This window comes from Allosphingosinicella indica, from assembly GCF_900177405.1.
In the GTDB taxonomy this organism is placed as follows: domain Bacteria; phylum Pseudomonadota; class Alphaproteobacteria; order Sphingomonadales; family Sphingomonadaceae; genus Allosphingosinicella; species Allosphingosinicella indica.
On record NZ_LT840185.1, the window covers coordinates 2,475,982 to 2,497,568 of the forward strand.

Sequence of the window (21,587 nt, forward strand, 5' to 3'; positions counted from 1 at the left end):
ATGTATCAGCCGTTCGCTACATGTGTTTCGGGATAGTCGACACCATTCTCCCCCAGTCGCGCGAGCGTTTCGGCGTCGAAGACCAGCCGCACGCGCGTTCCCCCGTCGGGCGCATCGTCGAAATCGATGCTGCCGAAATGCTCCTCGACGATCTTCTTGACGATCGCGAGCCCCAGCCCCGTGCCTTTGACGCGGGTCGTCATGTAAGGCTCGGTTAGACGCGCGCGGTCCTGTGGCAGCCCGATACCGGTATCGACCAACTCGATCGCAAGCGTCCCCTGCCCCTCTGAGATCGTCATCGCGATGCGATCGCCCTCGTCGCTCCATCCGCGCTCGTCGCGCTTCTGCTGGATCGCCTCGACGCCGTTCTTGACGATGTTGGTGAGCGCCTGACCAAGCTGGCGGCGATCGCAGACAAGGGTCGGCGACGGCTCGGGCGCGTCGAGTTCGAAGCGGATGTCGGGGTGCGCGACCTCGTGCAGGAACAGCGCTTGCCGCGCGATCTCGGCGATTGCCTCGGCACGGAACACCGGCTTGGGCATCCGCGCAAAGGACGAGAATTCGTCGACCATCTTTCTAAGGTCGCCGACCTGCCGAACGATCGTGCCGGTCAATCGCTCGAAGGTCGCAGGATCGGATTCGATCTCGCCGCCGTAGCGCCGCTGGAGCCGCTCGGCGGCGAGCTGGATCGGGGTCAGCGGGTTCTTGATCTCGTGCGCGATCCGTCGTGCCACGTCCGACCAGGCGGCCCGGCGCTGATCGAGCAATTGCTCGGTGATGTCGTCGAAGGTGATGACATAGCCCGCGCCGACCTTCACCCGCTTCACCGCGAGCGTGCGCGGATCGCCGATGCTGGTCAGCTGAATGATGTCCTCGCGCTCCTCGCTGTCTAGCTGACGGTCGAGTTCGGGCGCGAGATCGGCCAGCCGCTCGCCCACCGCGCTGTCAGTGCCGGTCTTGAGCAACGCCTCCGCCGAGCGGTTAATGAGGCTTACCCGCCGTTCGGCATCGACCGAGAGGATACCCGCGGTGACGCCCGACAACACTGCCTCGATGAACGCGCGGCGCCCCTCGATATTCTGGTTGGCCGAGACCAAAGCGCCGGTCTGCTCCTCGATGTTGCGGGTCATCCGGTTGAACGCATTGCCGAGCGTGCCGAGTTCGTCGCGGATCCGCGATCGCGGCACGCGCGCCGACATGTCGCCGCCGGAGACGCGCCGCGCCGCGTCGACGAGCTGGCTCACCGGCCGCACCAGCCGGTCGGCGAGCGCGAGCGCGATCCAGATCGAGATAGCCACGATGAGCAGCGACACCATCAGCAGCGCCGCGTTGAAGCGGAACTGGAGCGTCCGCGACCGGTCGAGCGTCTGGCGGTAGTCGCTCGCCGCGCTCCGCGCTTCCTCGATCTGCTGGATCGCGGCCGGATTCACCTTGCGCGATGTATAGAGGTAGACCTCGCTTTCGGGATCAAGCCGCACCACCGCCTCGACGCGATCGCCGGCATCGGTGACGACGCGCGTCTCTCCGCCGCGCAATTCGCTCAGCACCTTGGCGGGGAAACGGCGTTCCAGCGGCCGGTCGTCGAGATTGACGCCGGCGCGGAGCTGCAACTCGCCGGTGCGCGACACCGAGATCACCGCCGCTTCGGTAAGATCGCGATAGACCGTCTGGAGGAACAAAGCCTCGGCGAAACCGGGCGAATCGAGCCCGTACTGGTTGATGTCGCCGACCACGTCGACCGTCATCGCCTGCACATCGCGGAAGATGCGGTCCTTGTTCTCCTCGGCATAGACCTGCGCGACATTGTCGGCATTGGCGAGGATGGTGCGCGCGCGATCCGAGAACCAGAATTCGACCCCGCTCTGGAACAGGAGCGAGGCGAAGATAACCACCATCAGCGTCGGCACGCTGGCGATCACCGAGAACAGCGCGACGAGACGGACGTGGAGCCGCCCCCTCCCCCCGATCGGCGATTGCGCCGCGCGGCGCATCGCCAAGCGTCGCGCGCCGAGCACCATAAGCGCGGTGGCGGGGACGAGATTGGCAACGAGCAGCACCGCGACGAGCGGCGGCGTCAGCAGCGCCTGCGGATCGCCCTGTCGCGTGACGATGAAATAGCTGACCGCCATGGTCGCGACGAGGAGCACCAGTGCGGCGATCTCGACCAGCGGGACCAGCGGACTGCGGCGGAGCGCGACCGAGAGCCGGCGCCGCCAGCGGGGTCTCGTCTCAACGTCGGTCGGCGCGATGGCGATCACGTCGCGCCTCTAGCATTGATTGTGGCAGAAAGAACACAGTAATTAACGATTGTCGGCACATTCCGTCGCGTAAGCGCGACGACCGGCGTCAGGCGGCCGCGCGGGTCCGCCAGGGCGCATAGAAATCATCCAGCATCGCCAGCGCCTTGGCGGCGTCGGGCTGCTGGTTGAAGGCGTTGCGGAACTCGGCCGATCCGTGCAGCCCACGCGTGTACCAGCCGATGTGCTTACGCGCGCAATTGACGCCGACTTCATGCCCATAATGTTCAAGCATCGCTTCGTAATGCTCGCGGATCACGGCATATTGCTCGTCGATCGAGGGATCGGGCACGCGCTCACCCTTCTCCAGCCAGCGCATCGCCTGGCCAAGCAGCCAGGGTTTGCCATAGGCGCCGCGGCCGATCATCACGCCGTCCGCGCCGCTCTGATCGAGCGCGGTATCCACGTCATCAAGCGAATTGATGTCGCCGTTGACGATCACCGGCACCGACACCGCCTGCTTCACGTTCGCGATGAACCGCCAGTCGGCCTCGCCCTTGTACATCTGGTTGCGGGTGCGGCCGTGGACGGTGATCATCTTGACGCCGAGATCCTCGGCAATCCGCGCCAGCTCGGGCGCGTTGAGGCTGGCATGATCCCAGCCCATCCGCATCTTCAGCGTCACCGGCACCTTCACCGCCTTCACCGTCGCTTCGACGATCGCGGCGGCGAGCGGCAGATCGCGCATCAGCGCCGATCCCGCATCGCCATTGACCACCTTCTTCACGGGGCAGCCCATGTTAATGTCGATGATCGCGGCGCCGCGGTCCTCGTTGAGCTTGGCAGCCTCGGCCATCTCGGCGGGCGCACACCCGGCGAGCTGCATCGAGACCGGATCCTCGATCGGATCCCACGCCGCCTTCTGCAGCGATTGCCGCGTCTCGCGGATCATCGCCTGGCTGGCGATCATCTCGGTGACGGTGAGGCCCGCGCCATAGCGTTTGACCAGCCGACGGAACGGCCGGTCGGTCACGCCGGTCATCGGCGCGAGGATCACCGGCGTCCCGATCTCGACGGGGCCGATGGAGATGGGCGGCAATGTGCGCATGGGAAGGCGCCAAATAGGGGCGTTGGCGTTCGGGGGCAAGCTCGGCTAGGGCGCGCGCCATGACAGGGGCTTTCAACACCGGGCGGACGGTGGCGCTGGTGGTCGCGGCGGGCAGCGGCACGCGCGCCGGCGGCGACGTGCCGAAGCAATATGTGCCGATCGCGGGCCGACCGATGCTGGCCCATGCGCTGGCGGCGCTCGAGCATCCCGCGATCGACGCGGTGCACGTCGTCATCGCCCCTGGGCAGGAAGCGCAGTTCGCCGGCATTTCGGACATTGTGCCCATTCTCGGCGGCGACACCCGGCAGCAATCCGTCCGCAACGGTCTCGAACATCTGGCCGCAGAAAGCGGCATCGACCGCATCTTCATCCACGACGCGGCCCGCCCCTTTTTGCCGCCGGTGGTCATCGATCGGCTGCTTGCCGCTTTGGAGAGCGCGGACGGCGCGGTGCCCGTGCTGCCCGTGGTCGATACGCTGGCCAATGGCGGCGATGCGCTCGGCGACGTCGCCGACCGCTCGGCGCTGGTCCGCGTCCAGACCCCGCAGGCCTTCCGGTTCGACGCGATCCTTGCCGCGCATCGCGCCTGGGATGGCGCCGCAAACGCCACTGACGACGCTCAGATCGCCCGCGCCGCCGGAATTAGGGTCGCGCTGGTCGAAGGAGATGCGATGCTCGACAAGCTCACCTATGCTCAGGATTTCGCGCGGGCGGAGGAGAGGCTCGGCGCGCGGCTGGTGAGCCGCACAGGGCTCGGCTTCGATGTCCATGCGCTGGCCGATGGCGAGGAATTGTGGCTGGGCGGCATCCGCATTCCGCACGATCGCGGCCTCAAGGGCCACAGCGATGCCGACGTCCTGCTCCATGCGATCACAGACGCGCTACTCGGCGCCCTCGCCGATGGGGATATCGGCAGCCATTTCCCGCCCAGCGATCCGCAATGGCGCGGCGCCGCATCCGGCCAGTTCCTGGAGCACGCTCGCGATCTGTCGATTGCACGCGGCGGGCGGATCGATTTCGTCGACGCCACGGTCATTTGCGAAGCGCCGAAGATCGGCCCGCAGCGGGAGGCGCTCCGCCACTCTATCGCCGCGCTGTTGCGGCTGCCGGTGTCGAAGGTTAGCATCAAGGCCACGACGACCGAGCGGCTGGGCTTCACCGGCCGCGGCGAGGGGATCGCGGCGCAGGCCGCCGTCAGCATCCGAATGCCCGAGGGGGATCAGTCCTGAGCGTGACCGATAATGCCGATCTGACATTGCCCGACGAGCTCGTCGACATGGCGCGCCGGGTGATCGAGGAAAATCGCGCCGCAGGCCTGCGCATCGCGGTCGCCGAAAGCTGCACCGGCGGCCTCGTCTCCTCCGCGCTGACCGAGATACCCGGCTCGTCCGACGTCTTCGAAGCCGGCTTCGTCACCTATTCCAACGAGGCGAAGACCGCTGTGCTCGCGGTCAGCGGTGACGTGCTCGAGACGTTCGGCGCGGTGTCGATCGCGGTCGCCTGGGCGATGGCGCGCGGCGCGCTGGAGAAGTCGGGCGCCGACACCGCGGTCGCGATCACCGGCATTGCGGGCCCCGGCGGCGGCACCGAGAAGAAGCCGGTCGGCACCGTGGTTTTCGCCCGCGCACGCCGCGCTGCCGATTCCGATGAGATAGTGGCTGACCTGAAGACCTTCGGCGATCTCGGCCGCGGCGGCATCCGCCGTCAGGCGGCGCTTTGTGCGCTCGAACTGCTGCTGCCGGTATCGGAACCCGCACCTGTCGAGGAAGAGCCGGCGCCGTAAAGCGCGTGCGCGCGCGTCTCGAAGGCGGCGGTCATCCGGCGCAGCGCGCGATCGAAGAACTGGCCCGCGAGCGCTTCGAAAATCCGCGATTTGAAGGCGAAATCAACGCAGAAATCGATGTCGCAGCCCCCGGCCCCGTCGCTCGCGAACGCCCACTCGTTGTGGAGAAATTTGAGCGGCCCCTCGATGTAATCGACGGTGACGTTCGATGGCCGCACCTTGCGGACGCGCGACGTGAAGGTTTCCTTCAGCGACCCGAAGCCGACGACGAGATCGGCGACCATTTCGCTCTCACTGTCCGATCGCACCCGCGTCGCCGCGACCCATGGGAGGAATTCCTGATAGCGGCCGACATCCGCGACCAGATCGAACATCTGTTCGGGCGTATAGGGCAGATGACGCTTTTCGGTATGGCGCGGCATCGGCGCGCTTACCCTTTCGCCGTTTCCGGGCGCTTGACGGACATACCCAACTTCGCCTCGCGCGCGGCGCGCAGCTTCGCGAAATCGTCGCCGGCGTGATAGCTGGAACGCGTGAGCGGGCTCGCGGCGACCAGCAGGAAACCTTTGGCGCGGGCGATCGCGGCATAAGCGTTGAACGCCTGCGGCGTCACGAAATCCAGCACCTTCGCGTGGCGCGGCGTGGGCTGGAGATATTGGCCCATCGTCAGGAAATCGATGTCGGCTGAGCGCATGTCGTCCATCACCTGATGGACCTCCAGCCGCTCCTCGCCCAGCCCGACCATCACGCCGGACTTGGTGAAGATCGAAGGATCGTGGCGCTTGACGCTCTCCAGCAGCCGCAGCGAAGCGTAATAACGCGCACCCGGCCGGATCGTGGGATACAGCCGCGGCACCGTCTCCAGATTGTGATTGTAGACGTCGGGGCGTGCGGTGACGATCGCTTCGACCGCCTTCTCGCTCTTGTTGCGGAAATCTGGCGTCAGGATCTCGATCGTGGTCGATGGCGTATTGCGGCGCAGCGCCTCGATGACCTTCACGAACTGGCTAGCGCCGCCGTCGGGGAGATCGTCGCGATCCACCGAGGTGATGACGATATGTTCAAGGCCAAGCTCCGCCGCGGCGACCGCGACATGCTCGGGCTCCAGCGGATCGACCGCGCGCGGCATCCCCGTCTTCACGTTGCAGAAGGCGCAGGCACGCGTGCAGGTGTCGCCCAGGATCATCACCGTCGCGTGCTTCTTGGTCCAGCACTCGCCGATATTCGGGCAGGCCGCTTCCTCGCAGACGGTGGCGAGGTTGAGGCGGCGCATGAGCTTGCGCGTCTCGGCAAAGCCGACGCTGGTCGGCGCTTTCACCCGGATCCAGTCGGGCTTGCGCGCCTTGGCCGGCGCCGGGGCGATCGGGGTCGCGGGGTCTGCTTCGCTCATGGCGCCCAGATAGCGATGGGCGCGATGACTTGCCACCCCCTCCTCTCCGGCCCTACGGGCAGTGCATATTCCAGCAACGAGGATGGGACGTGGCCGATTTCAACGCATTGATCGAAGGCTATCGCCGATTCCGTGCGAACGGCTGGGCGCAGGAGCGCGAGCGGTGGGAAGAGCTTGCCTCGGGTCAGTCTCCCAAGGTGATGGTGGTCGCCTGCTCCGACAGCCGCGTCGATCCGGTGCGCATCTTCGATTCGAACCCAGGCGAGATTTTCGTCGTCCGCAATGTCGCCAACCTCGTGCCGCCCTACGAGCCCGATATGCATCATCACGGCGTCTCCGCGGCACTGGAATTCGCCGTCTCGCAGCTTCGCGTCGAAGAGGTGATCGTCATGGGCCATGGCGCGTGCGGCGGCTGCGCGGCGGCGCTCACCGACCAGTTCGTCGGCGCCGAGCCCGGCGAAGGCGGCTTCATCGCCCGCTGGATCGACCTGCTTGACCCCGCCCGCGAGCGGGTGCTGGCGCGGCACGAAGGCTTCACGCCCGAAGCCTTCCGCGACATGGAGCTGGAGTCGGTGCGCGTGTCGCTCGGGAACCTGCGCACCTTCCCCTGGGTCGCGGACCGTGAGGCGGAGGGCGCGCTGAAGCTGCGCGGCGCCTTCTTCGCGATCGCGGACGGCGTGCTGCATCTGCTCGACGAGGCCGAAGGCGCCTTCCGCCCGGCCTGACCCATTCTTAGGAGCCGCTCCATGTCCGAGACCGTCCCGCCCCCCAGCGGCAACATCGCGCTTCTGATCGACGCCGACAACGCCTCCCCCGCCGCGCTAGACCCCGTGCTGACGGTCCTGGCAGAGCTTGGCACCGTCAACATCCGCCGCGCCTACGGCAATTGGTCCAAGACCGCGCTCAAGGGCTGGGGCGCCATGACGCACCGCCACGCGATCGAGCCGCACCAGCAGTTTGACGTCACCAAGGGCAAGAGCGCGACCGACATGAAGATGACGATCGACGCGATGGACCTGCTCTACGGCGGCCGCGTCAACGGCTTCGGCATTATGTCGAGCGACAGCGATTTCATGCCGCTTGCCATGCGCATCCGCCAGGACGGCCTGCCCGTCTATGGCTTCGGCACCGAGAAGACGCCAGAGGCCTTTCGTGAAGCCTGCACTCGCTTCATCGACGTCGGCGCGCTCGCCAAGGCAGCGGCCGAAGAAGCCGCAGCGCGCAACGGCGCGGACGCCGTCGCCAAGACCACGGTCGACGACGAGCTGGTCAATCTGCTGGGCGCCGCGTGGAAGGCCTCCAAGCGCGACGACCGCGGCTTCGCCCGCCTCTCCGAAGTCGGCCAGCGCGCCGGCAACCGTTCCTCGTTCGACGCGCGCAACTACGGCTATTCGCGGCTGTCCGAGATGGTCGAGAAGCTCGACAATTTCGTCACCGAAACCCGCGACGGCGCCACCTACGTCAAACGCGTGCGTTGAGCCCGATCCGGCGCAGCACGAAGTCCGCTCGCTCCTCTTGCGGAGCGAGAGGCAGGAGAACGATCTCGTAGCCCAGCGCGGCATATACGTCCGCCATCATCTCCGCCGTGCGGCGCGCCTCCTCGCGATCCTGACGCCGCTCCGCGTCCTGCGCGAATATCGCGTCCCAATACGGCGCCAGAAAGACCGGCGCCGCGTAGGGCAGCGTTGCGATCGCCCGGTCCATGTCCTCGGGCACGGAAAGGCCGGACAGGCGCATATAGCCCGCGACATCCGGCAGTCCGCGATCGAAAAAGGCCGGTCCGTTTCTCGGCGTAGAGCGACGCTCAGCAAGATCGCGATCGAACATCGCCCGCGCGAAAGCAGCGCGGTCCGCCCAGGGCAGCGCGTTTCCGCCGCGCGCCTGTTCCTCGCGGATGACGGCGCGGCCGGCCTCGGCGACCGTGCGAAAGCCTCGTGCCGCGAGCGCGGCGATCAGCGTCGATTTGCCCGAGCCCGGTCCACCGGTGAGGACGTAAAAGGGCGGCCGGACCTCGCTCAGCGCGTCAGCTTCCTGTACGTCATCCGGTGCGGGCGAGTGGCTTCTTCGCCCAGGCGGCGGATCTTATCCTCCTCATAGGCTTCGAAATTGCCCTCGAACCATTCGACATGACTGTCGCCTTCGAATGCCAGGATGTGCGTCGCTAGGCGATCGAGGAAGAAGCGGTCATGGCTGATCACCACCGCGCAGCCGGCGAAATTCTCCAGTGCCTCTTCCAGCGCGCGCAGCGTCTCGACATCGAGATCGTTGGTCGGCTCGTCGAGCAGCAGGACGTTGCCGCCCTCTTTCAGCATCTTGGCGAGGTGGACGCGGTTGCGCTCGCCGCCCGATAGCTGGCCGACCTTCTTCTGCTGGTCGGTGCCCTTGAAGTTGAACGCGCCGACATAGGCCCGCGTCCCGATCTCATGCTTGCCGAAGCGGAAAACATCCGATCCGCCAGATACTTCCTCCCAAACGTTCTTGCTGGAATCCAAGTGGTCGCGGCTTTGATCGACATAGCCGAGGTGCACAGTCGGGCCGACCTTGATCTCGCCGCCGTCGGCCTGCTCCTGACCGGTGATGAGCTTGAAAAGCGTCGATTTGCCGGCGCCGTTGGGGCCGATCACGCCGACGATGCCGCCCGGTGGCAGGCTGAACGTCAGATCGTCGAACAGCAGCTTGTCGCCATAGCCCTTGGTCAGTCCCTTCGCCTCGATGACATTGTCGCCGAGCCGCTCGGGCACCTGGATGAGGATCTGCGCCTTGCCGGGGGTGCGGTTCTCCTGCGCTTCGACCAGTTCGTCGAACGCCTTGATACGCGCCTTGGACTTTGCCTGCCGCGCCTTGGGGCTGCGCCGGATCCACTCCAGCTCCTCGTTGATCGCCTTCTGCTTGCCCGCTTCCTCGCGCTCTTCCTGCTCCAGCCTCTTGGCTTTCTTCTCCAAGTAACCGGAATAATTGGATTCGTAGACGTAGTAGCGGCCGCGATCGAGCTCGAGCACCCAGTTCACGACATTGTCGAGGAAGTAGCGATCGTGGGTGACGAGGATGACGTTACCCGGATAATCGATCAGATGCTTTTCCAGCCACTGGACGCTTTCGGCGTCGAGGTGGTTGGTCGGCTCGTCGAGCAACAGGATGTTGGGCTTTTCGAGCAGCAGGCGGGTGAGCGCGACACGACGCTTCTCGCCGCCCGAGAGGTTGGTGACCGGGCTGTCGGCCGGCGGGCAGCGCAGGGCGTCCATCGCGATCTCGAGCTGGTTGTCGAGCGTCCAGCCGTCGACCGCGTCGATCTTCTCCTGAAGCTCGCCCATCTCGGCCATGAGCGCGTCGAAATCGGCATCGGCGGGCGGATCGGCCATCAGCGTCGAAATCTCGTTGAAGCGATCGACGAGGTCGGCGACCGGCCGGACGCCGTCGCGGACATTCTCCATCACGGTCTTGTTCGGATCGAGATGCGGTTCCTGCGCGAGATAGCCGACGCGGATATGCTCGCCCGGCCATGCCTCACCGGTGAATTCCTTGTCCTGCCCCGCCATGATCTTCATCAGCGTCGACTTGCCCGATCCGTTGGGGCCGACGATGCCGATCTTTGCGTCGGGGTAGAATTGCAGGTTGATGTTGTTGAGCACGGGCTTGGGGGCGCCCGGGAAGGTCTTGGTCATGCCCTTCATGACAAAGCTATATTGTGCGGCCATCGCGGCGCGTCCCTTTCGGCAAGATGGTGAGGCGGCAGAAAATGCGTTGGCGCCTAACTAGGGATGCGCGCGGCAAACGTCCACAGCCCCGACACGTCGGAAAACGCATGGGACGGCTTTCGTCCGTTTCGCGCCTTGGCTAGGGATGCCGGCATGACCCGACTCCGCCGCACCGCGCTCGCCGCCCTTCCCTTCTTCGCCATTGCCGGCGCTGCCGCCGCGCAGGGCCAGCCAGACGTCGCCGCGCTCCGCGATGCGGCGCTGAAGGACGATCTGGCCTGGGACATCACCGAGGGGCTCACCACCGAGGTCGGCCCGCGGCTTGCCGGCACCGAAGCGGAGAAGCGAGCGCGCGACTGGGCGGTGAAGCGGCTGACCGCGCTCGGCTTCGCAAACGTCCGCGTCGAGCCTTTCGACATGCCGGTGTGGGTGCGCGGAGAGGAGAAGGCGGAGATCGTCAGCCCCTTCCCGCAGCCGCTGGTGCTCGCCGCGCTCGGCAACAGCGGCGCGACGCCGGCGAACGGCATCACCGCTGAAGTCGTCGGCTTCGAAAGCTTCGCCGATCTGCAGGCCGCCCCGGCATCCGCGGTCAAGGGCAAGATCGTCTTCGTTAGTCATGCCATGAAGGCGACGCAGGACGGTTCGGGCTACGGCCCGTTCGGCACGGCGCGGCGGCAGGGTCCGTCGGAAGCGAGCCGCAAGGGCGCGGCGGCGATCGTGATCCGCTCGATCGGCACCGATTATCATCGCAACCCGCACACCGGCGTCCAGACCTTTGCGGAGGGTGTGAAGCCGATCCCCGCCGCGGCGCTTTCCCTCCCCGATGCCGAGCAATTGCAGCGCATCCTGAAGCGCGGCCAGCCGGTGCGGATGAAGCTGGTGCTGACCCCGCGCAACATCGGCAAGCGCCAGTCGGGCAACGTCATCGCCGAAGTGCCGGGCAGCGATCCCGCGGCGGGCGTTGTCCTCGTCGCCTGCCACCTCGATAGCTGGGACCAGGGCACCGGCGCGATCGACGATGCGGCGGGCTGCGGCATCGTCACCGCCGCCGCCAAGCGCATCGCCGAAGCAGGAGTGCCGCGGCGCACGATCCGCATCGTCTGGTTCGGCGCCGAGGAAGTGGGCCTCTTCGGCGGCCTCGACTATCGCGCCAAGCGCGGCGGTGAGAAGCACGCGATAATCGCCGAAAGCGATTTCGGCGCGGACCGGGTGTGGAAGGTCAACAGCCAGGGACCGGCCACTGCCAAACCGGCGATCGACCGGCTGGTGGCCGCCCTTTCGCCGCTCGGTATCGTCCAAGGATCGACGACCCGCGCCAGCGGATCGGACATCGGGCCGATGGCGGCAGACGGCATGTCGACGATCGAGCTGTCACAGGACGGCACCCGTTATTTCGATTATCATCACACGCCCGACGACACGCTCGACAAGGTCGATCCCGAACAGCTCCGCCAGAATGTCGCGGCCTGGACGGCGATGCTGGCGGTGATGGCGCACGCGCCCGAGGAACTTGCCTCGCCGGTCAGGCCGAGGAACTGAGTGCGGGAGCCGCCAAGCGGCCCGCCTTGCCGAAATCGCGCCCGGCATCTAAGGCGGCGGCGTCGGGGAGTAGCGCAGCCTGGTAGCGCATCTGCTTTGGGAGCAGAGGGTCGCAGGTTCGAATCCTGTCTCCCCGACCATCATCGCCTGAGTCAAAGCGTCACCCTGAACTCGTTTCAGGGTCTATGCTGGAGAAGGTCGCGACCGTCATCGAAATGGATGCTGAAACAAGTTCAGCATGACAGCATGCGGGGATCGGCGCGCGTGGTGGGCCCGGCAGGATTCGAACCCGCAACCTAGCCGTTATGAGCGGCCGGCTCTACCATTGAGCTACAGGCCCAGCGCGCGCCTCCTGGCGCGATAGCGGAGCCGCCTTCGGCTTGGCAAGCGGATCAGAGCGTCCCCTCGCCCGTCACCCGCGCCGTCTTTTCGGCCGGCGGCAGATAGAGCGTGAAGCGGTCGGCGCCGATGGTCAGAGCGCCCCCCGCTGCCTCGGCGAGATTGCGAACGAGGCGGAGGGCGAAACCGAGGCCGAGCGCGGGCGCGCCAGGCCAGTCGCCGTCGGGGCTGTAGCCCGGATCGAGCAAGGCGCTCTCGTCGAGCCCGGAAATGGCGCGCGGGCGATCGAGCCCAAGGCTCAGCATTCGCCGCGGGCCTAGCGGGCGTTGCGTCATGCTGGCGGAGATCGTCTCGCCTTCCCCCGCCAGCCCGACGGTGGCGGCGAGCAACCGCGCGAACATCCGCTCGGCGGCGGCGGGATCGACCTTGGCGGGCGGCAGATCGCGCTCGATCTCCACGACGATCCGGCCGTCGCGCACCCCAGCGACTTTTTCATAGGCGTCGTGGAGGCGGACGAGCAGCGCGACGACATCGGCCTCGCTGCGTTCCACCGTCATGCGGCCGGTTTCAAGCCGTGCGGCGGTGTCGAGATCGTCGACCGAAGCGAGCAACCCGCCGGCACGCGCGACGATCGAGCGCGCACGCTCGCGATAGGCGGTGTCGGCGGCGCCCATATATTCGCCTTCGATCATCTCGGCGAAGCCGATAATCGCGTTCAAGGGCGTGCGCAGCTCGTGGATGAGCTGGCGGAGCGAATCCGCCGGGAAGCCGGTGCCGAACAGCCCGCCCTCGCCGCCGCCGATCGGCCGCGCCACTTCATCCGCCCGCGGGCGCCTTGCGGTGCCGCGATAGCCCTGGAAGCTGCCCGAATGACTGTCGAAGAACGGCACGCCCGAAATGCGCCAATCGCCTGAAGCAGCGCCGGCACCGGGAACGCTCAGCCGCGCGTCCCGAAAGCCCGCGCGCTTTTCGAACGCGCCAGACGCCTGGCCATCGACACCGTGGCGGCCGGGACCGGCGATCGTGGCGATCGACTGGCCGATCAGCGGCCCGCGCGGTGCGCCGTCCACCCAGCCGATCACGCCGTCCGATCCGGTTTCCCAGCGGAAGGAATCGGCCTGGTCCGCGGGCAGCACGGCCGGCACCGGGCGGTGGCGGCGGAACGCCTCGATCCGTGCGACGAGATCGCGGATCTGGCGGCCGCCGTCCTCCTCCGCCCTGGCGATATCGGCGACTGCCTCCACCGTTCCGCCCAGAACGAGATCGCTCGCGCCGAAGGCCTTGAGCGCCTGCGCGACGTCGCTGCCCAGATCTTCGCGGTGGCGGAGCAGCGCGCGCGCGGTGGGCGTGAGCCGCGGCAACAGCGCCAGCCACTCGTCCGTAGACAGGCGCGCGCCGGCGATCAGCGGCGCGGCGATCGCGGCATGATCCTCGGCGAAGAAGGCGATCAGCGATGGCGCGACGGCGCGCCCGATGAGGCTCGTCGCGATGTCGCGGCGCGCGTCCTTGCTGAGATCATCGCGGTGGGTGCGCAGATAGGCGATGGCGGCGGTCGTGCCCTCGCTCTCGCCGCCGCGATGCTGGGCGAGCAGATCGACGAGCTGGCGCCATTTCGCGGCGCGCGACCAGGCCTGCGCCTCGGGCAGCGCGAGCACCGTCGCGATCCGATCGTCGAAGCGCATTGATCTTGGACCGTCCCTGCCCCAGCGAGGCGCCCCGCTGCGCCCCGGCCAGTCCTATCGCGTTGCCGGGGCGGGCAAAAGGTCGGGCCGCGCCGCTTCCCGAATCGGGACGAGAAAGCTGTGGATTGTGGCGCGAACGAAGAAGGGCGCCGGCCCGCGCCGACGCCCTTCCTGTGGTTCGATCGAAAGCGTGCCCAGTCAGGCGCGCTGGTTGAGCCAGAGCATCCAAAAGCTGGCGATGTCGGCGCGCTGGCCGGTCACCGCCTTGAACGCCGTCTCGGCCTCCGCCTTCTGCCCCGCCATCGCGAGCGCGATGCCGAGGCGGGTGTTGGCGAGATTGGCATCGACGCCGCCCTTCTGCAGCGCCGCCTTGTAGAGCGTCGCGGCCTTGGCATAGTCGCCATAGCCGTAATAGGCGTCGGCGACGCCGAGCACGGCGGTGCCGCTACCGCCAGCCAGTGCCTTCTGCTCTTCCGCTGGCAGGCCCTTGCGATCGGCCGGGATCTTGTCGGTGGCCGATTTCAGCATTTCCGAGAAGGCGAGCTTGTTGGGGTCGACCGCCTTGGCGGCGATGCCCTCGTCGAGCACCGCCTTGGTCTCGCCCGGCAGGCCGCGGTCATTGAGCGCCTCGGCCAGCTCGTAATAGTCGCGCTCGCCGGCCATCGCCTTCGCCTGGCGGACCAGGCGCAGCAGGTCGATCGTCGCCGGCTTGTCGAGGTTCGTCGTGTCGCGATAGATCAGCAGCGTGTCGCGCCAATTCTCCTGGGTCGGATAGGCCGAGACGAGCTCGCGGCTAAGCTGTGCCGTCGCCTGTGGGTTCTTGCCCTCGAAGGCGAACTTCAGCCCGCGCTTGTACCATTCCTCCGGCACCGGCCCCTGCGCCTTCTTGGCGGCGATGGCCTTCTGGAAGAGCTGGAGCGCCTCCGCGGGCTGCTGCTGAGACGCTTTCATCTCCGCCTGGGTGACGATCACGTCGGGGTTGTCCGGCTGCGCCTGGGCAAGCTTGGCCATCGCGGCTTCCGCACCGGCGGTGTCGCCCAGCTTGGTCTTCAGCGCCGCGATGTTCTGATAGACGGTACCCATCTCTTCCGGGGTCGCGCCGCCGCTCGCTTCGAGCGCCTCGATCGCGGCGAGCTTCAGCCGGTCGTCGTTCTTGGCGATCGCCCATTGCAACATGAGCTGCGCGACGACGTAGCGGTCGTCGTTGTTCTTGGCAGCCTTCTGCGCGGCGGGCAGCTTGGCGGTGTAGCCCGCTTCGTCGTTGGCGGTGACCGCCGTCTGCAGCTCGCTGATCGGCTTGCGCGCACCCGAGCTGAGGTTGAACTTGCGCTGCTGCGCTTCTTCCTTCTTGTCCTGCGCGAAGGCGGGCTGGGCGAGCGCGGTGCCGCCGACCGCGAGCGCAAGCGCGAGGGCAATCGTGGGGAGGGTCTTCATCGTCATCGTCTCCTGTACGAAATAGCGAATTGCAATCAGGCGGTGCGGCCGCCGTTGGCGAGCCACACGAGCCAATAGGATGCGAGCGTGGCGCGCGGGCCGGTCACGCCGCGCAGCGTCGTCTCCGCCGCCGCGCGCTGGCCGCCGAGCGCCTGCGCCATGCCGAGCCTGGTATCGACCAGCCCGGCGTCAACGCCCCCCTTGGTCTTGGCCATGGCGTAATATTCCGCCGCCTTGGCATAGTCCCCGAACGCGAAATGATTGTCGGCGGCCATCAGCGCCGCCTGCCCGTCCTTGCCGCTCTCCGCCTTCTTGTCGAGGCCGGCGAGCGCCTTCTTGTCGCCTGCGGCGCGCTTGTCGGTGTTGGCGAGGAGCGTCTTATACTCGCCTTTCCCCGCATCCACCATCTTGGCGGAGACGCCCTCCTGCAGCACGGCATGACTCTCGGCCGGAAGCTTCTCGTCGCTCAGCAGCGATGCCATCGCCAGATAGTCGCGCTCGCCCGACAGCGCCTTGCTGGAGCGCATGAGCCGCATCATGTCGAGCTTCGCCTGCGGATCGGGCTGGCCGATGTCGCGATAGACGAGCAAGGCGTCGCGCCAGTTCTGCGGGCTCGGATAGGCCGAGACCAGCCCGGTCGCGAACTTGAGGCTGGGCGCCGCGAGCTTGGCATCGAATGCATGCTTCAGGCCGCGCTTGTACCAGGATTCGGGGACGGGCTGGCCCGCGGCCTTCCGCGCATCGATCGCGCGGTCGATGAGCGTAACGGACTCGTTGACCTTCTTACGATCGTCCTTGACCTCGGCGAGAGCGAGCATCGCATCGACATTGTTGGGCGAAAGCTCAGCCCATTTGCCAAACGCCGCCTCTGCCTGATCGAGCCGCCCGGCGGCGAGCGCGAGTGCGCCCTTGTTCTTGTACAGCTCTTCCATGCTGGACGCCGGCGCCGCGCCGCTCGATATCATCGCGTCAATCGCGGTGGCCTGCATTGCCCGGTTGTTGGTCTGCATGGCGAGCTGCAACTCGTAGGACGACGCCAGATAATGGCCGTAGGCGCTCTGCGCCTGCGATTTGGCGGTGGTGATCGCGCCGGCGGCGGTGGCGTAGTCGCGCGCCTGCATCGCGGTCTGCACCGCGCTCAGCGCCGTCCGCTCCTGCTTGGAAAGCTGCGTCGCCTGCGCGCCGGCGGTGGCCGGCAAGGAAAGTGCGGCGCCCAGCAGCAGGGCCAAGCGGGTTACGGACTTCATAGACATCCTCCTGTTTGCCGGTGCCGGGCAGGAACAGGCCCGGGGGCTTATGGATCGGGCGCGTTCTACCGGCATTCCGGGGCGCTTGCTAGAGGCGGTGCCCTGAACGGCCGTTGAACTGCAAGTGCCGGTTTCCATGAGGAAAAGGCCCGTTTTCGCGCTGGTTTGACCGCACCGCACTAGCCGGATAAGGCACTCGCGGCGGCCGCATCGCCCTCGCGCGCGTACACGCACGCGGGCGCGGGGCTGGCATCGGCCACCATCCTTCGCTAGGACGATGTCCACCTTCAGCGCGCCCCTGGGCGCGCCCTTCGCATACAGATCGGGACACGAGAATTGGCCAGCAGTCCGCCGACCGTTGAAAGCAGCGATATTTCCCCCGTCTCCATCGTCGAGGAGATGAAGACCTCCTACCTCGACTATGCGATGTCGGTGATCGTCGCGCGCGCGCTACCCGACGTGCGCGACGGGCTGAAGCCGGTCCACCGCCGCATCCTCTTCGCCAGCCAGGAAGGCGGCTTCGTCCCCGGCCGCCCCTATCGCAAATCGGCCAAGATCGTCGGCGACGTGATGGGCAATTATCACCCGCATGGCGACAGCGCGATCTACGACGCACTCGCGCGCATGACGCAGGATTGGTCGCTTCGCGTGCCGCTGATCGACGGTCAGGGCAATTTCGGATCGATGGATCCCGATCCGCCCGCCTCGATGCGCTACACCGAGGCGCGGCTCGCCAAGGTGGCGATGACTTTGCTCGACGATCTCGACAAGGACACGGTCGATTTCACGCCCAACTATGACGGATCGCGCGAAGAGCCGCAGGTCATGCCGGCGCGCTTCCCGAATCTGCTGGTCAATGGCGCGGGCGGCATCGCGGTCGGCATGGCGACCAACATACCGCCGCATAACCTCGGCGAAGTGATCGCCGCTTGCCGCGCCTATATGGACAATCCGGGCATCACCGTGGACGAGCTCATCGAGATCGTCCCCGGCCCCGATTTCCCCACCGCGCCGCTGATCCTCGGGCAGGCTGGCGCGCGCAGCGCCTATCACACCGGCCGCGGCTCGATCATCATGCGCGCGCGCCACACGGTGGAGGAAAATCGCGGCGACCGCCGGTCGATCGTGCTCACCTCCATCCCCTTTCAGGTCGGCAAGTCCGGGCTGGTCGAGAAGATCGCCGAGGCGGCCAAGGAGAAGCGGATCGAGGGCGTCAGCGACATCCGCGACGAATCGAACCGCGAAGGAGTCCGCGTCGTCATCGAGCTGAAGCGCGATGCGACCCCTGACGTGGTGCTCAATCAGCTCTGGCGGCACACGCCCGCGCAATCTTCCTTCCCCGCCAACATGCTGGCGTTGCGCGGCGGCCGGCCCGAAACGCTCAACCTGCGCGAAATCATAGAGGCGTTCGTCCGCTTCCGCGAGGAGGTGATCACCCGCCGCTCCAAGTTCGAGCTCGCAAAGGCGCGCGACCGGGCGCACCTGTTGCTCGGCCTCGTCATCGCCGTCACCAACCTCGACGAGGTGGTGCGGATCATCCGCGGCTCCGCCTCCCCCGCCGAGGCGCGCGCCGCGCTGCTCGCGCGACAATGGCCGGTCGCCGAGATCGCGCCCTACATCCGCCTCGTCGAGGCCGTCGAGCATGAGGTGGAGGGCGACAGCTACCGTCTGTCCGAGCTTCAGGTGAAGGCGATCCTCGATCTGCGCCTCCACCGCCTCACCGCGCTCGGCCGCGACGAGATTGGCGACGAATTGAAGGAGCTGGCGGCCTCGATCGGCGCGTTGCTCGAAATCCTCTCAGACCGCGTCAAGCTCTACGCCGTGATGCGGCAGGAGTTCGACGAGATCGATGCGCAATTCTCCACCCCGCGCGTGTCCGAGATCGCGCCCGCCTGGGACGGCATCGACGACGAGGATCTGATCGAGCGCGAGGAGATGGTCGTCACCGTCACCCACGGCGGCTACATCAAGCGCACCCCGCTCCAGACTTTCCGCACCCAGGCGCGCGGCGGCAAGGGCCGCGCCGGCATGGCGACCAAGGACGAGGATGCGATCGTCAAGCTGTTCGTCACCTCGACGCACACGCCGGTGTTGTTCTTCTCCACCCACGGCAAGGTCTATCGCAAGAAGGTGTGGAGGCTGCCGGAAGGCGCTCCGCAGGCGCGCGGCCGGCCGATGGTCAACCTGCTGCCGCTCGCCCCCGGCGAGACGATCTCAACCGTGCTGCCGCTGCCTGAGGACGAGGCCGAATGGGGCCGGCTCCACGTCATCTTCGCCACCGCCCATGGCGGCGTGCGGCGCAACAGCATGGACGCCTTCGCCAACGTGCCCTCCAACGGCAAGTTCGCGATGCGCTTCGACGAGGACGCGACCGACCGCCTGATCGGCGTCGCGCTGCTCACCGAGGAGGACGACGTGCTGCTCGCCACCCGCCAGGGCAAGGCGATCCGCTTCGAGGCGACCGCGGTGCGCGAATTCCAGAGCCGCACCTCGACCGGCGTCCGCGGCATTACGCTGAAGGGCGACGACGAGGTCATCTCGCTGTCGATCCTCCATGGCTTCCAGGCGACCACCGAAGAGCGCGACGCTTATCTCCGCGCCGCGCCGTGGAAGGAGAATGAGAACGCCCCGACGCTCCCGCCAGAACGGATGGCGGAATTCGCCGAGGCGGAGGAGTTCGTAATGACGGTCTGCGCCAACGGCTATGGCAAGCGCAGCTCGGCCTATGAATATCGCCGCACCAACCGCGGCGGCCAAGGCATCACCAATATCGACAACCTCGCCCGCAACGGCCCCGTGGTGGCGAGCTTCCCCGCGCACAATGGCGAACAGCTCATGCTCGTCACCGATCAGGCGAAGCTCATCCGCATGTCGGTCGGCGATACCCGCGTCATCGGCCGCAACAGCGCGGGCGTCCGCCTCTTCAACGTCGGCCAGGGCGAACATGTCGTCTCGGCCGCGCGGATCGAGGAAAGCGAGGAGGATGGCGAGGAGGTCGTCTCCGAGACGCCGGAGACGGCACCCGAGACCGGCGCGGTCATCGGCGACGATCTGGCCGACGGTGGTGAAAGCGCTCCTCCGACCGAGTAAGCGTCAGCCCCCCCTTTCGTCACCCTGAACTTGGTTCAGGGCCTATCTTGGTGACGGTACCGATCGTCACCAGCATGGATGCTGAAACAAGTTCAGCATGACGATTGTGGTTCAGGTGAAAAGGTCTACCACCTCCGCACCGGGCGCGATGCTATCGAGGAGCAGCGTCCGGTGGCAGGTCTTGGGGTCACGCTCGAAGCATAACAATGCGCTCGGCTTCTCCGCGGCGAGCGCCAGCATCTGCGCGGAGGCCGCCATCGCCTCGGGTAGCTCGAGCTGGCCGGCGTAGACCCGCTCCAGCACGTCGTGCCGCCCCTTGCGCGCCGCCTCGCGCCCCTCGGGCGGCGTGCCGAGCGGCTTCAGATGAATGTAATCGATTCCCGCCTCCTTGAGCGCTGCGGCGAGAACTTTCTTGGAAAAGCCGGGCTTGCGCGACAACGGCACCGCACGCACGTCGATCAGCCGCTCGACTCCTGCCGCGCTAAGCGCAGCGATCAGTTCCGCCTGCGTCGCGCCCTCATAGCCGATCGTGAATATGCGCATCGCTCATTTACCTCCCCTTCTCTCTGCGCCTCTGCGCCTCTGCGCGCACCTCCTTTATTCGCGCGGAGACGCACAGACGCGGAGAAAGAAGGGACTAGCCGCTTTCGCGGACGCCGCGATTGTGGTTGTGGGTCTGCCATGACGCATCAGGTTCACATCATCGGCGGCGGGCTCGCAGGGTCGGAGGCGGCGTGGCAGCTCGCCGAAGCGGGCGTGCGCGTGCGGCTCTCGGAGATGCGCGGCAGCGGCGAGATGACGCCCGCGCATCATACCGATGGGCTGGCCGAGCTGGTCTGCTCGAACAGCTTCCGTTCCGACGATGCCGAGCATAATGCAGTCGGGCTTCTGCATGCCGAGATGCGTGCGCTCGGATCGATCATCATGGCGTGCGGCGACGAACATCGCGTGCCCGCCGGATCGGCGCTCGCGGTGGACCGCGACGGCTTCTCGGCGGCGGTCACCGCGCGGCTCTCAGGCCATCCCAATATCGAGATCGTACGTGAGCGCGTCGATACGCTCCCCGCCGACGGCCTCGCGATCATCGCGACCGGGCCTCTGACCGCCGCGCCGCTCGCCGAGGCGATCCGCGGCGCGACCGGCGCCGACGCGCTCGCCTTCTTCGATGCGATCGCGCCGATCGTCCACCGCGACAGCATCGACATGGACATCGCCTGGATGGCGGCGCGGTGGGACAAGGGCGGGAAGGACTATATCAACTGCCCGATGACTGAAGAGCAATATCGCGCCTTCCACCAGGCGCTGCTCGACGGCGACAAGACCGAATTCCGCGAGTGGGAAAAGGACACGCCCTATTTCGAGGGCTGCATGCCGATCGAGGTGATGGCGTCGCGCGGGCTCGACACGTTGCGCTACGGCCCGATGAAGCCGGTCGGCCTCGACGATCCCGGGACCGGGCGCTGGCCGCATGCGGTCGTCCAGCTCCGCCAGGACAATGCGCTCGGCACGCTGTGGAACATCGTCGGCTTCCAGACCAAGCTCAAATATGCCGAGCAGGTGCGCATCTTCCGGATGATCCCGGGTCTGGAGAATGCCGAATTCGCCAGGCTCGGCGGGCTGCACCGCAACACTTTCATCCGCTCGCCTGAACTGCTCGACGGCGAGCTCCGTCTGAAGTCTGCACCCAACGTTCGCTTCGCGGGTCAGATCACCGGCTGCGAAGGCTATGTTGAAAGCGCCGCGATCGGGCTCATCGCCGGCCGCTTCGCCGCCGCCGAGGCCAAGGGCGGATCGCTCGACGTCCCCCCGGCAGAAACCGCGCTCGGCGCGCTCCTCGGCCACATCACCGGCGGCGCCGAGGCTGACAGCTATCAGCCGATGAACGTCAATTTCGGCCTGTTTCCGCCGGTCACCGGCCGGGTGAAAAAGGCCGAGCGCAAGGCGCGCTATACGTCCCGCGCCCGCGATGCGCTGGCGGACTGGATGGAGACGCTCCCCGCCGTCTGATCGCCGCCGGGGTTGCGCCCCGCGCCGATGCGCCCA

General features: G+C 67.0%; 17 protein-coding genes and 2 tRNA genes. 8 read left to right on the forward strand and 11 right to left on the reverse strand.

Annotated features, from left to right (window positions below; translation table 11 throughout):
• Positions 1 to 5: 5 nt before the first annotated feature.
• Together B9N75_RS12270 and dusB are read right to left on the reverse strand one after the other, a co-directional pair.
• Complete coding sequence (locus tag B9N75_RS12270; protein WP_244552348.1) at positions 6 to 2,258, reverse strand: sensor histidine kinase; 2,253 nt, start codon at positions 2,256 to 2,258, stop codon at positions 6 to 8.
• Between the two features lie 88 nt (positions 2,259 to 2,346).
• Complete coding sequence (dusB, locus tag B9N75_RS12275; protein ID WP_085219053.1) at positions 2,347 to 3,345, reverse strand: tRNA dihydrouridine synthase DusB; 999 nt, start codon at positions 3,343 to 3,345, stop codon at positions 2,347 to 2,349.
• Positions 3,346 to 3,404: 59 nt separating this feature from the next.
• On the opposite strand from dusB, the gene B9N75_RS12280 reads away from it, so the two are divergent.
• On the forward strand, positions 3,405 to 4,574 hold the full coding sequence (locus B9N75_RS12280) for a bifunctional 2-C-methyl-D-erythritol 4-phosphate cytidylyltransferase/2-C-methyl-D-erythritol 2,4-cyclodiphosphate synthase (protein WP_085219054.1): 1,170 nt from the start codon (positions 3,405 to 3,407) through the stop codon (positions 4,572 to 4,574).
• Between the two features lie 47 nt (positions 4,575 to 4,621).
• Positions 4,622 to 5,128 carry a CinA family protein gene (locus tag B9N75_RS12285; protein WP_172840905.1) on the forward strand — a complete coding sequence of 169 codons (507 nt, stop codon included), beginning with the start codon at positions 4,622 to 4,624 and terminating at the stop codon, positions 5,126 to 5,128.
• Here B9N75_RS12285 and B9N75_RS12290 read toward each other — a convergent pair.
• Both B9N75_RS12290 and lipA read right to left on the reverse strand, forming a co-directional pair.
• The gene (locus B9N75_RS12290) at positions 5,050 to 5,550 is read right to left on the reverse strand and encodes a type II toxin-antitoxin system RatA family toxin (protein WP_085219056.1); all 501 of its coding nucleotides are present in this window, start codon (positions 5,548 to 5,550) and stop codon (positions 5,050 to 5,052) included. The genes B9N75_RS12285 and B9N75_RS12290 overlap by 79 nt on opposite strands.
• Positions 5,551 to 5,558: 8 nt before the next feature.
• Positions 5,559 to 6,518 carry a lipoyl synthase gene (gene lipA, locus B9N75_RS12295; protein ID WP_085219057.1) on the reverse strand — a complete coding sequence of 320 codons (960 nt, stop codon included), beginning with the start codon at positions 6,516 to 6,518 and terminating at the stop codon, positions 5,559 to 5,561.
• 89 nt (positions 6,519 to 6,607) lie between these two features.
• Between lipA and B9N75_RS12300 the strand changes: the two genes are divergently transcribed.
• Both B9N75_RS12300 and B9N75_RS12305 read left to right on the forward strand, forming a co-directional pair.
• A complete protein-coding gene (locus B9N75_RS12300; protein WP_085219058.1) occupies positions 6,608 to 7,243 on the forward strand; it encodes a carbonic anhydrase in 636 nt (211 codons plus the stop codon).
• Between the two features lie 21 nt (positions 7,244 to 7,264).
• Positions 7,265 to 7,996, forward strand: a complete 732-nt coding sequence (locus tag B9N75_RS12305) for an NYN domain-containing protein (protein WP_085219059.1) — start codon at positions 7,265 to 7,267, stop codon at positions 7,994 to 7,996.
• Here B9N75_RS12305 and B9N75_RS12310 read toward each other — a convergent pair.
• Both B9N75_RS12310 and ettA read right to left on the reverse strand, forming a co-directional pair.
• The gene (locus B9N75_RS12310) at positions 7,980 to 8,537 is read right to left on the reverse strand and encodes an AAA family ATPase (RefSeq protein ID WP_085219060.1); all 558 of its coding nucleotides are present in this window, start codon (positions 8,535 to 8,537) and stop codon (positions 7,980 to 7,982) included. The genes B9N75_RS12305 and B9N75_RS12310 overlap by 17 nt on opposite strands.
• Positions 8,534 to 10,213 (reverse strand): energy-dependent translational throttle protein EttA, encoded by a 1,680-nt coding sequence (gene ettA / locus B9N75_RS12315; protein WP_085219061.1) that lies wholly within the window; start codon positions 10,211 to 10,213, stop codon positions 8,534 to 8,536. The genes B9N75_RS12310 and ettA overlap by 4 nt, the downstream gene beginning before the upstream one ends.
• A gap of 153 nt (positions 10,214 to 10,366) precedes the next feature.
• On the opposite strand from ettA, the gene B9N75_RS12320 reads away from it, so the two are divergent.
• Entirely contained in the window at positions 10,367 to 11,752 is a 1,386-nt protein-coding gene (locus tag B9N75_RS12320; protein ID WP_085219062.1) for a M28 family peptidase, read from the forward strand.
• A 63-nt stretch (positions 11,753 to 11,815) separates the two neighbouring features.
• Positions 11,816 to 11,892 (forward strand) — tRNA-Pro (locus tag B9N75_RS12325).
• Positions 11,893 to 12,017: 125 nt separating this feature from the next.
• Here the strand turns inward: B9N75_RS12325 and B9N75_RS12330 are convergent.
• The 4 genes from B9N75_RS12330 to B9N75_RS12345 form a co-directional block, all read right to left on the reverse strand.
• A tRNA-Ile gene (locus B9N75_RS12330) sits at positions 12,018 to 12,092 on the reverse strand.
• A 52-nt stretch (positions 12,093 to 12,144) separates the two neighbouring features.
• Entirely contained in the window at positions 12,145 to 13,773 is a 1,629-nt protein-coding gene (locus B9N75_RS12335) for a sensor histidine kinase (RefSeq protein WP_085219063.1), read from the reverse strand.
• A gap of 198 nt (positions 13,774 to 13,971) precedes the next feature.
• Complete coding sequence (locus B9N75_RS12340) at positions 13,972 to 15,213, reverse strand: tetratricopeptide repeat protein (protein WP_085219064.1); 1,242 nt, start codon at positions 15,211 to 15,213, stop codon at positions 13,972 to 13,974.
• Between the two features lie 29 nt (positions 15,214 to 15,242).
• On the reverse strand, positions 15,243 to 16,454 hold the full coding sequence (locus B9N75_RS12345) for a tetratricopeptide repeat protein (protein ID WP_157123825.1): 1,212 nt from the start codon (positions 16,452 to 16,454) through the stop codon (positions 15,243 to 15,245).
• Positions 16,455 to 16,853: 399 nt separating this feature from the next.
• Between B9N75_RS12345 and gyrA the strand changes: the two genes are divergently transcribed.
• On the forward strand, positions 16,854 to 19,544 hold the full coding sequence (gene gyrA, locus B9N75_RS12350) for a DNA gyrase subunit A (protein WP_244552349.1): 2,691 nt from the start codon (positions 16,854 to 16,856) through the stop codon (positions 19,542 to 19,544).
• A 111-nt stretch (positions 19,545 to 19,655) separates the two neighbouring features.
• On the opposite strand, the gene B9N75_RS12355 is transcribed toward gyrA, so the two are convergent.
• Positions 19,656 to 20,087 (reverse strand): DUF488 domain-containing protein, encoded by a 432-nt coding sequence (locus B9N75_RS12355; protein ID WP_085219067.1) that lies wholly within the window; start codon positions 20,085 to 20,087, stop codon positions 19,656 to 19,658.
• A gap of 138 nt (positions 20,088 to 20,225) precedes the next feature.
• Here B9N75_RS12355 and trmFO point away from each other — a divergent pair, with 138 nt between their 5' ends.
• A complete protein-coding gene (trmFO, locus tag B9N75_RS12360; RefSeq protein WP_085219068.1) occupies positions 20,226 to 21,551 on the forward strand; it encodes a methylenetetrahydrofolate--tRNA-(uracil(54)-C(5))-methyltransferase (FADH(2)-oxidizing) TrmFO in 1,326 nt (441 codons plus the stop codon).
• The last annotated feature ends 36 nt before the right edge of the window (positions 21,552 to 21,587 follow it).